General features: G+C 65.6%; 15 protein-coding genes and 1 riboswitch. All 15 genes read right to left on the reverse strand.

Translation table 11 applies throughout. From position 1 onward, the window contains the following. Positions 1 to 125: 125 nt before the first annotated feature. Positions 126 to 677 (reverse strand): glutathione peroxidase, encoded by a 552-nt coding sequence (locus WF331_RS28780; protein WP_016501089.1) that lies wholly within the window; start codon positions 675 to 677, stop codon positions 126 to 128. A 46-nt stretch (positions 678 to 723) separates the two neighbouring features. After that, the gene (locus WF331_RS28785; protein WP_016501090.1) at positions 724 to 846 is read right to left on the reverse strand and encodes a hypothetical protein; all 123 of its coding nucleotides are present in this window, start codon (positions 844 to 846) and stop codon (positions 724 to 726) included. Then, positions 843 to 2,045, reverse strand: coding sequence for an MFS transporter (locus WF331_RS28790; protein WP_016501091.1), 1,203 nt, complete (start codon positions 2,043 to 2,045; stop codon positions 843 to 845). Before WF331_RS28790 ends, WF331_RS28785 begins: the two co-directional genes overlap by 4 nt. 64 nt (positions 2,046 to 2,109) lie before the next feature. Beyond that, a complete protein-coding gene (locus tag WF331_RS28795) occupies positions 2,110 to 2,514 on the reverse strand; it encodes a MarR family winged helix-turn-helix transcriptional regulator (RefSeq protein ID WP_016501092.1) in 405 nt (134 codons plus the stop codon). A 260-nt stretch (positions 2,515 to 2,774) separates the two neighbouring features. Then, a complete protein-coding gene (locus tag WF331_RS28800; protein WP_229610253.1) occupies positions 2,775 to 3,497 on the reverse strand; it encodes an adenosylcobinamide-GDP ribazoletransferase in 723 nt (240 codons plus the stop codon). Position 3,498: 1 nt separating this feature from the next. Next, positions 3,499 to 4,065, reverse strand: a complete 567-nt coding sequence (gene cobC, locus WF331_RS28805) for an alpha-ribazole phosphatase family protein (protein WP_340623545.1) — start codon at positions 4,063 to 4,065, stop codon at positions 3,499 to 3,501. Beyond that, entirely contained in the window at positions 4,062 to 5,117 is a 1,056-nt protein-coding gene (gene cobT, locus WF331_RS28810; RefSeq protein WP_340623546.1) for a nicotinate-nucleotide--dimethylbenzimidazole phosphoribosyltransferase, read from the reverse strand. The genes cobC and cobT overlap by 4 nt, the downstream gene beginning before the upstream one ends. Further along, positions 5,114 to 5,635, reverse strand: coding sequence for a bifunctional adenosylcobinamide kinase/adenosylcobinamide-phosphate guanylyltransferase (gene cobU, locus WF331_RS28815; protein WP_016501096.1), 522 nt, complete (start codon positions 5,633 to 5,635; stop codon positions 5,114 to 5,116). Before cobU ends, cobT begins: the two co-directional genes overlap by 4 nt. Position 5,636: 1 nt before the next feature. Further along, entirely contained in the window at positions 5,637 to 7,091 is a 1,455-nt protein-coding gene (locus tag WF331_RS28820; RefSeq protein ID WP_016501097.1) for a cobyric acid synthase, read from the reverse strand. Next, positions 7,088 to 8,080 carry a threonine-phosphate decarboxylase CobD gene (gene cobD, locus WF331_RS28825; RefSeq protein ID WP_016501098.1) on the reverse strand — a complete coding sequence of 331 codons (993 nt, stop codon included), beginning with the start codon at positions 8,078 to 8,080 and terminating at the stop codon, positions 7,088 to 7,090. Before cobD ends, WF331_RS28820 begins: the two co-directional genes overlap by 4 nt. After that, a complete protein-coding gene (cbiB, locus tag WF331_RS28830) occupies positions 8,073 to 8,981 on the reverse strand; it encodes an adenosylcobinamide-phosphate synthase CbiB (RefSeq protein ID WP_016501099.1) in 909 nt (302 codons plus the stop codon). The genes cobD and cbiB overlap by 8 nt, the downstream gene beginning before the upstream one ends. Further along, positions 8,978 to 9,628: a 5,6-dimethylbenzimidazole synthase gene (gene bluB, locus WF331_RS28835; protein WP_016501100.1), complete on the reverse strand. Its 651-nt coding sequence runs from the start codon at positions 9,626 to 9,628 to the stop codon at positions 8,978 to 8,980. The genes cbiB and bluB overlap by 4 nt, the downstream gene beginning before the upstream one ends. After that, entirely contained in the window at positions 9,625 to 10,920 is a 1,296-nt protein-coding gene (locus WF331_RS28840; protein WP_016501101.1) for a cobyrinate a,c-diamide synthase, read from the reverse strand. Before WF331_RS28840 ends, bluB begins: the two co-directional genes overlap by 4 nt. Beyond that, positions 10,917 to 11,528 (reverse strand): cob(I)yrinic acid a,c-diamide adenosyltransferase, encoded by a 612-nt coding sequence (gene cobO / locus WF331_RS28845; RefSeq protein ID WP_041167845.1) that lies wholly within the window; start codon positions 11,526 to 11,528, stop codon positions 10,917 to 10,919. Before cobO ends, WF331_RS28840 begins: the two co-directional genes overlap by 4 nt. Positions 11,529 to 11,649: 121 nt before the next feature. Beyond that, positions 11,650 to 11,870: riboswitch (cobalamin riboswitch) on the reverse strand. 21 nt (positions 11,871 to 11,891) lie between these two features. Continuing rightward, a partial coding sequence (locus WF331_RS28850) for a hypothetical protein (RefSeq protein WP_340623547.1) occupies positions 11,892 to 12,078 on the reverse strand: 187 nt, incomplete at its 5' end.

Below are 12,078 nucleotides of genomic sequence, written 5' to 3' on the forward strand. Positions count from 1 at the left end.
CCCGTCACCTCCCTTCGCAAGCCCTGCGCTCGGCCTCCTGAAGTCGCAATCTGCGTCGCCTGAACTTCCGCGCGCTTAGAAGCCAAAGCAAGATCAAGATCAAGACAAGATCAAGATCAGCCCGATTACTGCTGCGAAGCGATGGCCTTCTCGATGGCTGCGCGGAATTCCGGATCATCCGGTTTGGTGAGGCTGGAGAAGTCACCGATCACCTTGCCCTTGCGATCGACAACATACTTGTAGAAATTCCACTTCGGCGCACTGCTCTGGCTGGCCAACTCAGCAAACAGCGGTATCGCATCCTTGCCCCGCACGGCCTGCGTCTTGGTCATGGTGAAGGTTACGCCATAGTTGGCATAGCAAACGTTGGCAGTCTTCTCGCTGTCGGCATCTTCCTGCTTGAAGTCATTGGACGGCACACCAAGCATTTCCAGGCCTTGCTCGTGATACTCCTTGTACGTCGCCTCAAGCCCCTCGAACTGCGGTGCAAACCCACAATAGCTGGCCGTGTTGACCACCACCAAAGGCTTGCCGGCAAAGCGCTGGCACAGGTCGACCTGCCCCTTGCCACGCAACTCCGGCAGGCTGCCCTGCAATAACGCCGGGCAATCGGCAGCCCAGCTCGAAGTGCTGGCAAGCACGGCCAACAACGGCACTGTCAACCAATGAGCACGCATGATTCGTTTCTCCTGCTAGACAACCCTTGAGCTTGCAGGGTAGCGCCTAACAAACACTCATGCCCAGTTGCATCAATGCCATCCCACCCTTGTGCCATCCCCACCACACCAGCGCCAGCAGCACCAGCGCGCCTAAGGCCAGCAACCCGCGGGCCAGGTAGCGGTTCATGCGGCCTGTGCCTGCAGGCGCGCAACCGGCCGCTCGCGCACGGGCCAGTTAAGGGCAGCGGCCAACAGACTGAGCAGGATGGAAATCTGCCAGACCAGGTCGTAGCTGCCGGTACGGTCATAGACCACCCCGCCCAACCAGCCACCGAGGAAGGCGCCCAGCTGGTGGAACAGGAAGACGATACCGCCGAGCATGGACAGGTTACGCACCCCGAACAATGTAGCCACGGTGCCATTGGTCAACGGCACCGTGGACAACCACAACAGGCCCATGGCGATGCCGAACAGGTAGGCACTGAACGCACTCACCGGCGCCCAGAGGAACAACACGATCACCACCGCACGCAGCAGGTACAGCCCGGTCAGCAGGCGCGGCTTGGACATGCGACCACCCAGCCAGCCAGCCGTGAACGTACCCACGATATTGAACAGGCCGACCAGCGCCAGCACCGTAGTACCGGTGGTCGCGGCCAGGTGCTGGTCAACCAGGTAGGCCGGCAGATGCACGCCAATGAACACCACCTGGAAACCACACACGAAGAAACCCAGCGCCAGCAACCAGAAGCCGGAATGCGAGCACGCCTCGCGCAGCGCCTGGCCCAAGGTCTGTTCGGCGCCATGGCTGGGCAGCGGGCGGTCACGCAGCAGGCCAACGAAGGGCACGATCAACGCCACCATCAGGCCCAGCACCAGCAACGCTGCGGACCACCCCAGCCACTGGATCAGGCCAAGGGTGCCCGGCAGCATGGCGAACTGGCCAAACGAACCGGCGGCGCTGGCAATGCCCATGGCCATGCTGCGCTTCTCTGCCGGCACCGCACGCCCGACCACGCCGAGGATGACCGAGAACGATGTGCCGGACAGGCCGATGCCGATCAGCAAACCGGCACTGAGCGACAACGACCAGGCAGAATCAGCCATGCCCATGAGGATCAAACCGGCGGCGTAAAGAATCCCGCCGATGATCACCACCCGCGCCGCCCCCATACGGTCGGCCAAGGCACCGGCGAACGGTTGCGCCAGCCCCCAGATCAGGTTTTGCAAGGCAATGGCAAAGGCGAACACCCCACGGCCCCAGCCAAAATCGGCGCTCATCGGCGCCAGAAACAGACCAAAGCCGTGCCGCACACCCAAAGACAGCGCCAGAATCAAAGCCGCCCCTACCAATACCCACCCGCTGGTTCGCCACACCGAAGTCATTGTCGTTATCTCCAGCACATCGCAAGGTTTTTGCGGGTATATACCCGCTTATAGTCGTATCAATTCAAGCCAGTTGGTCCAGCAAACGCACCAGTTCATCCCGCTGCCCTGCGCCCAACCGCTCCACCAGCTCGATCTGGGCTTGTTCCCAGGCCGGGTGGGCAGCACGCAGCAGCTGCGTTCCGGCCTCGGTCAGCAGCACCACGCGGTTGCGCTGGTCGTCGCCATCAGCCAGGGCCACCAGCCCTTCAGCCTCCAGCACCCGCACGTTACGGCCCAGGGTACTGCGCTCCAGGCCCATGGCCTCGGCCAAGGTAGTGATACTGGGGCGATCAAGCCGCTGCAGGTGCCTTAGCAGGGAAAACTGCGCAACATTGACCCCGAAGCCGGCAAGGGCCTCGTCGTAATGCCGGCTCACCCCGCGGGCGGCACGACGCAGATGGGTACAGATGCATTCACTGGTCAGCATGGATACGTGTATATACCCGCATCATGAGTGTTGCAAGAGGTTTCACAATTGAAGGTTACCAGCCGCAAGGAAGCTGCGCGGTTCATGGCACCGGTGTTGCCGGTGTTCGCGGCGCTAAAGCCGCTCCCGCATTGACCGCCTCGGCTTCAAGCAATACGCCATCCCTGTGGGAGCTGGCTTGCCGGCGATGGGGCCAGGGCAGGCAGCACAAGACAGTCGCTCCAATAAAGCGCGTACATGCTTTCAGATTTTGAGCGTTATCACAGGCCGAGCGCCAACCCAAGCACGACGCCCAGTTCGAGCAGTTCAAGCAGCGCACCCGCTGTATCCCCGGTAGTGCCACCCAGACGTCGGCAAATGAGGTGCCGCAGCCAGGCAAACATGGCCAGCGCCAGCACTACCACCCAGCCGCCCAAGACCAGGCAGAACAGCCCACTGCCCAGCAGCACCCACCCGGCTGCACGCCGGGGCAAGTGCTCGGCCAACGCCTGGCCCAACCCGCCAGGCCGCACATAAGGGGTACAGAGGAACAGGCCCAACATCGCCGCGCGCCCAATCAAGGGAGCCAGCAGCAATTGCGCCCCGATCCCCTGCTCCACCAGCACCCACAAGGCGCAGAACTTCAGCAACAGCACCAGCACCAGGGTGACCACGGCAATCGGCCCGCTACGCGGGTCTTTCATGATCTGCAGGGTGCGCTCACGGTCGCCGAAACCACCCAACCAGGCATCGGCGCTGTCGGCCAAGCCATCCAGGTGCAGGGCGCCACTGAGCAATACCCACACCGTCAGCAGCAAAGCCGCATGCAACGGCGCTGGCGTACCCTGCAGCAGAAGGCTGGCCAGCCACAGCAGCAGCCCGAACAACACCCCGACCAGCGGATAGAACAGCAGCGAACGCCCCAGCTCACGCGGCTCCGGCATGCCCGGCAGGCTCACGGGCAAGCTGCTGAGGAACTGCAAGGCAATCCAGAACGGCAGCATCTCAGTGTTCCTCGGCCAGTTGACCGTTGCCACCCATCACCAACCGCACCAGCGCCCCATGCCCCACTTCAACCTGGAGTAACTGCTCCTTGGGCAAGCCTCGCGCCCGGGCCAGCAACAATCGCATCACCCCGCCATGGGTGACCAGCAGCACCCGCTTACCTGCATGCTGGCGGCTCAAACGCTCGACAGCGTCCAGCACACGCTCGGCGAATGCCTGCACCGGTTCGCCATTGGGCGGGGTGTAGGCGTACGGGTCCGCCCAGAAGCGCCCCAGCGCATCCGCCTGGTCTTCCATGATCTGCGCCGCGCTACGGCCTTCCCAGTCACCAAAATGCAGCTCTTGCAAACCTGGTTCACGTTGCACAGGCAAATCAAGCCGCCCACCCAGTTCTTCGGCAAAACGCGCACAACGCTGCAGCGGCGAACTGACCAGCACTTGCCACGGGCCGGCTTCGGCCACGGCGCTGCGCATCTGCGCCCAGCCCTTATCGGTGAGCGCATCGTCCAGGCTGCCACGCAGCCCGCCCTGCTCCGTTTCACCGTGGCGCAGCAGGTCGAGGATCATGCCGGGCGGTCCGCCACGGCGGCCTCGGCAAAGGTCGCCATCTGTCCGTGCAGCGCACAGGCCAGGCGCAACAGTGGCACGGCCAGCGCCGCACCACTGCCCTCGCCCAGGCGCAGGCCCAAAGCCAACAGCGGTTCGGCCTGCAACGCATCCAGCAAAGCCTTGTGCCCAGGCTCTGCGCCCTGATGGGCAAACAGCAACCACGCCCGGCACTGCGGGTTGAGGCGCACCGCCACCAGGGCGGCAACACTACAAATGAAGCCGTCCACCAGCACGGCGATGCCAGCCTGCGCGCAGCCGATATAGGCCCCGGCCAGGGCCGCGATCTCGAAACCGCCGACACAACCCAGTGCCTGCAATGGATCTGCGGCCTGCAGGCCATGCAGACTCAGCGCCCGCTCGATGACCTCGGCCTTGTGCCGCACGCCAGCGTCGTCCAGGCCGGTGCCCGGGCCGCTCAGTTCAGCAGGCGGGCAGCCTAGCAGGACGCTGGCCAAGGCAGCGGCGGCCGTGGTGTTGCCAATACCCATCTCGCCGCCGATGAACAGCTGCGCGCCCTGTTCGGCGCCACGCAAGGCGCTGTCGCGGCCGGCTTGCAAGGCAGCGTGCAACTGCCCCTCGGTCATCGCTGGCTGACGGGCGAAGTTGGCCGTACCGGCCCCCAGGCGCAGGTGGCGTACGCCAGGCAGTTCCAGATGAGGGTCGATGGTACCCAGATCGACCACCTCAAGGCTGGCCTCCAGCTGGCGGGCCAACACGCTGATCGCCGCACCACCGCCGACGAAGTTGCGCAGCATCTGCCCGGTGACCGCCTGCGGATAGGCCGAGATACCCTCTTCGACCACACCGTGGTCACCGGCAAAAATGCTGATGGCAGCCTGGTCCAGGGTTGGCCGTTCACGCCCTTGCAGGCCCGCCAGCTGGATGGCCAGGCCCTCCAGCTGGCCGAGTGAACCGGCAGGTTTGGTCAGCTGTTGCTGACGGGAGCGGGCCTGGTCCATGGCGGCGTTGTCGAGGGATTGGCAGGCGTCGCGCCACCAAGCTTGAGTCATAGTGCAGCTCCTTTGAGCATTAAGGGCAGGCCGGCCACGGTCAGCACCACGCGCTGACAGCGCTCGGCCACGGCCTGGTGCAGCCAGCCAGCCAGGTCGACATAGCGTCGGGTCAGCTCGCCCATGGGCACGACGCCCAGGCCGGTTTCGTTGCTGACCAGAATGACGGTGCCAGGCAATTGTTCCAGGCAGGCCAGCAAGGCATCACGCTCTTCGGCCAGGCGCTGGTGGTCTTCGAGCATCAGCAGGTTGGTCAACCACAACGTCAGGCAGTCAACCAGCAGGCAGCGCCCTTCGGCCGCTTCGGCGCGCAGTACTGCCGCCAGGGCCAGCGGCTCTTCGATCAGCCCCCAGTCTGCCGGACGGCGCTGGCGATGCAGCGACACGCGTTCGTTCATTTCACCGTCCAGCGGCTGGCTGGTAGCGATGTAGGTCACTGGCAGGCCGCTGGCGCTGGCCAGCTGTTCGGCCAGGCGGCTCTTGCCGGAGCGGGCGCCACCGAGGATCAGGCTGCGCATGTCAGGCCACCCCGCACAGTTGGCGCAGGTGAGCGGTGTCCAGGTGCTTTTCCACCAGGTCGGCCAGGCGCTCGATGTCGCGTTCGCGCAGGGCTTCGTAATCGATGCTCTGCACATCCTCCAGGCCAGCCCAGCGCAGCAGCGCAGCACACGACTGGCTGCCCTCGAACAGGCCGTGCAGGTAGGTGGCGAGGATCTGGCCATCGGCACTGACAGCGCCATCACAGCGGCCATCGGCCAACTGCACGGCGGGCTGCTCCAAGGCAGGGCCGGTGGTGACGCCAGCGTGAATTTCATAGCCGCCAACCGGTGCTGCTTCAAGGTTCAGCGTGCCGGCAACGTTGCGCAGTTGCTTCTCGGCTTCCAGCACCGTGGCGTAATCGAGCAGGCCCAGCCCCGGGCTTGAACCTGCAGCCCCTTCGAGACCCAGCGGGTCATGCACGTCGCGGCCAAGCATTTGCAGGCCACCGCAGATCCCGATCAGCTTGCCACCGTAGCGCAGGTGCCGCTCGATGGCCTTGTCCCAACCGCGCTCGCGCAACTGCGCCAGGTCACCGCGCACGCTCTTGGAACCCGGCAGGATGATCAGGTCGGCAGCCGGGATCGGCTGGCCCGGGCCAATGAACTGCAGGTCGACCTGCGGGTGCAGCCGCAACGGGTCGAAGTCGGTGTGGTTGCTGATGCGCGGCAGTACCGGGACGATCACCTTGAGCACGCGCTCGGTCTTGGCGCCTTGGCGCACATCGATGCCGTCTTCGGCTTCCAGGTGCAGGTCAGTGACGTAAGGCAGCACCCCCAGCACTGGCTTGCCGGTGCGTTGCTCCAGCCAGTCGAGCCCCGGCTGCAACAAGGCGATATCACCACGGAAGCGGTTGATGACAAAGCCTTTGACCCGCGCCTGCTCACTGGGCGACAGCAACTCCAGCGTGCCCACCAGGTGCGCGAACACACCGCCGCGGTTGATGTCGGCGACCAGGATCACCGGGCAGTCCACCGCTTCGGCAAACCCCATGTTGGCGATGTCGCCAGCACGCAGGTTGATCTCCGCCGGCGACCCCGCGCCTTCGACCATGACCACCGGCCAGGCGGCACTCAGGCGCTGGTGCGAAGCCAGCACCGCCTGCATGGCGATGGCCTTGTAATCATGGTAAGCGACCGCGTTCATGCTGGTGACCGCACGGCCGTGGATGATGACCTGGGCGCCGGTATCGCTGTTGGGTTTGAGCAACACGGGGTTCATGTCGGTGTGGGGTGCCAGCCGGCACGCCTGCGCTTGCACCGCCTGGGCGCGGCCAATTTCGCCGCCGTCGGCAGTCACCGCGCTGTTCAGCGCCATGTTCTGTGGTTTGAACGGCACCACGCCAACGCCCTGGCGCAACAGCCAGCGGCACAGGGCAGTTACCAGCGTGCTCTTGCCGGCGTCGGAGGTGGTGCCTTGCACCATGAGGGTGGTCATGCCGATTCCTTTTGATAGTCCGCCAGGGCCTGGGCCAGGCGCTGTTCGTCCGCCGCGCATTCGGGCAGCCCCAGGCGCACGGCCGGTGGGTGTTCGAACAAGCGCACCAGGATGCCGCGGCGGGCGAGAAAGTCATGCAACTGCACGGCGCGCTCACTGCGCACGTACTGGAACAGGTCACAGCCACCGCTGGGCGCAAGGCCGTTACTGGACAGCAATGTGGCCAAGCGCTCGCTGGCGGCAGCGCAACGTTCTATCTGCATGCGCTGGACAGGCTTGTCGGCCAGGCTGGCCTGGGCCAGCACCCGGGTTGGCCCGTTGACCGTCCACGGGCCAAGCAGCTCGGCCAGGCGCAGCAACAGGCTGCGCTCGGCGGCGACGAAGCCCAGGCGCACCCCGGCCAGGCCAAAGAACTTGCCGAACGAGCGCAGCACGATCAGCCCCGGGCGCTCGGCGCAATCGACCACGCCATCCGCCGGGGTGTTGTCCATGAACGCCTCATCGACCAACAGCCAGCCACCACGGGCAGCCAGGCGGGCATGCCAGCCCAGCAGGCGCTCACGCGGCACCCGCCGCCCGGTCGGGTTGTTGGGGTTAACCAGCACCAGTACATCGAGGCTGTCGAGTGCTGCCTCGACCTGCGCCTCATCCAGCTCAACCAGTTGATGCCCCGCCCGTTGCCAGGCGTACGGGTGTTCGGCATAACACGGCGTCAACACCCCTACCCGGCCAGCCGCACGCAGCAGCGGCAACGCCTGGATCGCCGCCTGGGAGCCCGCCACCGGCAGCAACTGGCGGGCGCCGTAATACGCACGGGCAGCCTCTTCCAGGCCGTCCTCGGTCTCTGGCAGGCGGGCCCAGGCATCAGTGGGTATCGGCGGAATCGGGAATGGCCAGGGTGCGATGCCACTGGACAGGTCCAGCCACTGCTCGCGAGGGATACCGTAATGCTGCACCGCACGCAGCAGGCGGCCACCGTGTTCAAGCATTGACGTAAGCCCCCAGGCAGATCAACAACAGCCACAGCCACACGCCGCGCTGCACCAGGCTCCAGCCACGCTCGATGGCATCGGCGTCAGCCATCGGCCCTTCACCCAGGCGTGGCCGCTCATGCAGTTCGCCGTGGTAAACCGCCGGGCCGCCCAGCTCTACCCCCAGCGCACCAGCACCGGCGGCCATCACAGGCCCGGCGTTGGGGCTGTCCCACAACGGGCCCTGCTTGCGCCAGCAGGCCAGAGCCAGGCGGGTCTTGCCCAGCAGTGCGTAGGTGAGCGCCACAAGCCTTGCGGGAATATAGTTGAGCACGTCATCAATGCGCGCCGCGCACCAGCCGAAGCGCTCGAAGCGCTCGTTGCGATACCCCCACATGGCGTCCAGTGTGTTGCTCAGGCGGTACAACACCACGCCCGGCGCACCGGCCACCACAAACCAGAACAGCGCGGCGAACACTGCGTCACTGCCGTTTTCCAGCACCGACTCGGTGGCCGCCCGGGCCACGGCGGGCTCGTCCAGCTCGCGGGTTTCGCGGCTGACCAGGTAGCCGACGCGGCGCCGCGCTTCTTCCAGGTCGCCCTGGCGCAAGGCGTTGGCCACCGGCAGCACATGTTCACCCAAGCTGCGCAGGCCCAGGGCGCAGTACAGCGCCAGCACATCCACCAGCCAGCCAATATAGGGCAGCCAGGACAGGATCAGCGCCACCAGGGTGAGCGGCACCACTGCCAGAAACCACGCACTGACGCCGTGGCTACGCCAGCCGCGGCCACCTGCATTCAGACGGCGCTCCAGGTTACCGGCCATATTGCCGAAGGCCACCAGCGGGTGGCGCCGCTGCGGTTCGCCCAGCAAGGCATCCAGGGCCACCCCGGCCATGGTCAGCAAGGCCACGCTCATTGGCGCTCTCCCCATTGGTTTTCGTACAGCAGCTCGCTCAAAGGCCGTTCTTCGGCCCAGTTTTCCAGCACCAGCATGGGGGCCGGGTAAAATTCGGTCACTGGCCCCAGGCACAACACCGCCACCGGCTTGGCTCCATCAGGCATGCCCAGCAGTGCCGCCAGCGCCAGGGGATCAAACAGCGACACCCAGCCCATGCCCAGCCCTTCGCCACGGGCCGCCAGCCACAGGTTCTGGATGGCGCAGGCCAGCGAGGCCAGGTCCATCTCCGGGAGCGTGCGACGGCCGAAGATGTGCGGCTCGCGGTTGTCCATCAAGGCCGCTACCAGCAACTCGGCACAGTCGTTGATGCCTTCTACTTTCAGCTTCATGAAGTCATCCGACCGCTCGCCCAATGCTTCGGCGGTGCGCAGCCGCTCCGCCTCCACCAGGGCCTGGATGCGGGTGCGCAAGTCACGCTGGGTAATGCGGATGAACCGCCAGGGCTGCATCAGGCCGACGCTGGGTGCCTGGTGCGCGGCCGCCAGCAGGCGGCCAAGCAGCTCCGGCGCCACCTGGCCACCGGCGAAATGGCGCATGTCACGGCGCTCGCCGATGGCGCGATAGATCGCGGCGCGTTCGGCGTCGCTGTAAGCGTGTTCGCTCATGGTCGCAACAGCGCCGCCGCCGCATCGGGGTTGGAGGGGAAGTAGAAGTGCACGTAGGAGGCCGTCAACCGGCCCAAGCGATACACCGCTTCGTTGCCACGCCCACCGTTGGGGCTGAGGCCCCGGGCAATCGGGTCCAGCGCCGTGCTGGTCAGCGAGTGGTGATAGGTGTGACCGCGCAGGGTACCTTCCGGCAGCTCCACCGCCTGCAAGGCCAAGGCCGCCAGGCGCTTCTGCATGGTCGCCTCGCCGGGCAGCAGGCCGAGCAGTTCGGCACGCTCACCGGCTACGTCAGTCAGGGCATCGAGCAGGTATAGCATGCCGCCACATTCAGCCAGCAACGGCTTGCCCTGGGCATGATGGGCACGAATTGCCTCGCTCATCGGCGCATTGGCGGCCAGGGCGTGGTGATGCAGCTCGGGATAACCACCCGGAAGGTACAGGCTGTCCACAACCGGCAGTTCACGGTCATGCAGCGGCGAGAAGAATTCCAGCTGTGCACCCAGATTGCGCAGCAGTTCCAGGTTGGCGCCATAGATGAAGGCGAACGCCTCGTCCCGCGCCACACCAATGCGCACGCCAGCCAGCGAGGCAGCACACGCTTGCGGTTCGGGCTCGGCAAAAGTCACCGGCGGTGGCAAGGTTGCGTCGCAGCTGGCGCCGAGCGCCTCGGCTGCGGCGTCCAGGCGGGCATCCAGGTCGTTCAGCTCGCTAGCCTGCACCAGCCCAAGGTGGCGGCTGGGCAGCTCGATGCCACGCTCGCGGGACAAGCCGCCATACCAGCGCAGCCCTTCGGTCAGGCTGCCTTCGAGCAGTTGCGCGTGGCGCAGGCTGCCCACCCGGTTGGCCAGTACGCCGGCGAACGGCAGGTCGGCCTGGTAACGCGCCAGGCCCAGGGCCAGGGCGCCGAAGGTCTGGGCCATGGCCGTGCCGTCGATCACCGCCAGCACCGGCACGCCGAAGTGGCGCGCCAGGTCGGCGCTGGACGGGGTGCCATCAAACAGCCCCATCACCCCTTCGATCAAGATCAGGTCGGCCTCGCCGGCCGCTTCCCACAGCAGGCGGCGGCTTTCCTCGGCACCGATCATCCATAAATCCAGCTGGTACACCGGCGCGCCACTGGCCCGCTCGAGAATCATCGGGTCCAGAAAATCGGGCCCACACTTGAACACCCGCACCTTGCGCCCGAGGTTGCGGTGCAGGCGGGCCAGGGCAGCAGTGACAGTGGTCTTGCCCTGGCCAGAGGCCGGTGCCGCAATCAACACGGCGGGGCAGTGGCGCGATTGACTCACAGTTCGACGCCCTTCTGTGCGCGGATACCGGCCTGGAAGGCGTGCTTGAGCATACCCATCTCGGTCACGGTATCAGCCAGTTCGATCATCTCCGGCTTTGCAGCGCGGCCAGTGACGATCACGTGCTGCATGGGCGGACGGGACTGGATGTCGGACAGTACCTGGTCCAGGTCGAGGTAGCCGTGCTTGAGGGCGATATTCAGCTCATCCAGCACCACGAATTGCACACTTGGGTCCTGCAGCAACTGGCGCGACACCGCCCAGGCGGCTTCGGCAGCGGCGATGTCACGCTGGCGGTCCTGGGTTTCCCAGGTAAAGCCTTCGCCCATCACGTGGTAGCGTACCTGCTCGGGGAAGCGGCGGAAAAACAGCTCTTCACCGGTGCTGTTGCGGCCCTTGATGAACTGCACCACACCGCACTGCATGCCATGGCCCAGGGCGCGCGCGAGCATGCCGAAGGCCGAGCTGCTCTTGCCCTTGCCATTGCCGGTCAGCACCAGCAGCAGGCCGCATTCGTTGGGGGAATTGGCGATGCGTTCATCGATGACCGCCTTCTTGCGCTGCATGCGCGCCAGGTGGCGTTCGTCGCGTTCGGTGGGTTCGCTCATCAAGGGTTCTCCGCAGGCTGGCACCACGGCAAGGCGTGGCGACAGGTAATAGGCAGGCAGACGGAGAACGCGCAGGGGCCATGGCAGGGCGCCACGGTGCACCGCGCATCACCCTCCGTGATGCCGTTGGCAGTTCCAGGCCGGTCTCCGGGCTTGTGAGCGGGCCTTGGCCCAGGCCTGCGCGCCTTCCCGGATGCTGGCATCCAGTGGCCCTGCGCGGCCTTCTACTCACCTACCGTTGCGGGGGCAGCGCCGGAATCGCGCCATGCTGGCGCCCACCGGCTTCCCAGTTTCACCCTGCCCAGTGGGGGCTGGCAGGGCACCTGAAACACGCGCGAAGGTTAGAGGGTTGCACCCTGAGCGTCAATCGAAGCGGGTGTTGCCGCGACGTATGCGCTTGATCTTGCTCCGGCTGTTGATCTGGCTGTTGATCCTGCTCTTGATCCTGCTCTTGATCCTGCTTTTGATCTGGCTCTTGATCTTGCTTTTGATCTTGCTTTTGATCTTCGCGACTTCAGGAGGCCGAACGCAGGCCTTGCGAAGGGAGGTG

The sequence above is a fragment of the Pseudomonas sp. YNh genome, from assembly GCF_037993085.1.
GTDB lineage: Bacteria > Pseudomonadota > Gammaproteobacteria > Pseudomonadales > Pseudomonadaceae > Aquipseudomonas > Aquipseudomonas putida.

What these genes read in the sequence shown, in the direction of transcription:
- cobO (WP_041167845.1), bottom strand. Translation starts at nt 11,528, where the DNA reads ATGAGCGAACCCACCGAACGCGACGAACGCCACCTGGCGCGCATGCAG.
- WF331_RS28800 (WP_229610253.1), bottom strand. Translation starts at nt 3,497, where the DNA reads ATGCTGCCGTTCTGGATTGCCTTGCAGTTCCTCAGCAGCTTGCCCGTG.
- WF331_RS28785 (WP_016501090.1), bottom strand. Translation starts at nt 846, where the DNA reads ATGAACCGCTACCTGGCCCGCGGGTTGCTGGCCTTAGGCGCGCTGGTG.
- WF331_RS28795 (WP_016501092.1), bottom strand. Translation starts at nt 2,514, where the DNA reads ATGCTGACCAGTGAATGCATCTGTACCCATCTGCGTCGTGCCGCCCGC.
- cobD (WP_016501098.1), bottom strand. Translation starts at nt 8,080, where the DNA reads ATGCTTGAACACGGTGGCCGCCTGCTGCGTGCGGTGCAGCATTACGGT.
- cbiB (WP_016501099.1), bottom strand. Translation starts at nt 8,981, where the DNA reads ATGAGCGTGGCCTTGCTGACCATGGCCGGGGTGGCCCTGGATGCCTTG.
- cobU (WP_016501096.1), bottom strand. Translation starts at nt 5,635, where the DNA reads ATGCGCAGCCTGATCCTCGGTGGCGCCCGCTCCGGCAAGAGCCGCCTG.
- cobT (WP_340623546.1), bottom strand. Translation starts at nt 5,117, where the DNA reads ATGACTCAAGCTTGGTGGCGCGACGCCTGCCAATCCCTCGACAACGCC.
- cobC (WP_340623545.1), bottom strand. Translation starts at nt 4,065, where the DNA reads ATGATCCTCGACCTGCTGCGCCACGGTGAAACGGAGCAGGGCGGGCTG.
- WF331_RS28790 (WP_016501091.1), bottom strand. Translation starts at nt 2,045, where the DNA reads ATGACTTCGGTGTGGCGAACCAGCGGGTGGGTATTGGTAGGGGCGGCT.
- bluB (WP_016501100.1), bottom strand. Translation starts at nt 9,628, where the DNA reads ATGAGCGAACACGCTTACAGCGACGCCGAACGCGCCGCGATCTATCGC.
- WF331_RS28820 (WP_016501097.1), bottom strand. Translation starts at nt 7,091, where the DNA reads ATGACCACCCTCATGGTGCAAGGCACCACCTCCGACGCCGGCAAGAGC.
- WF331_RS28780 (WP_016501089.1), bottom strand. Translation starts at nt 677, where the DNA reads ATGCGTGCTCATTGGTTGACAGTGCCGTTGTTGGCCGTGCTTGCCAGC.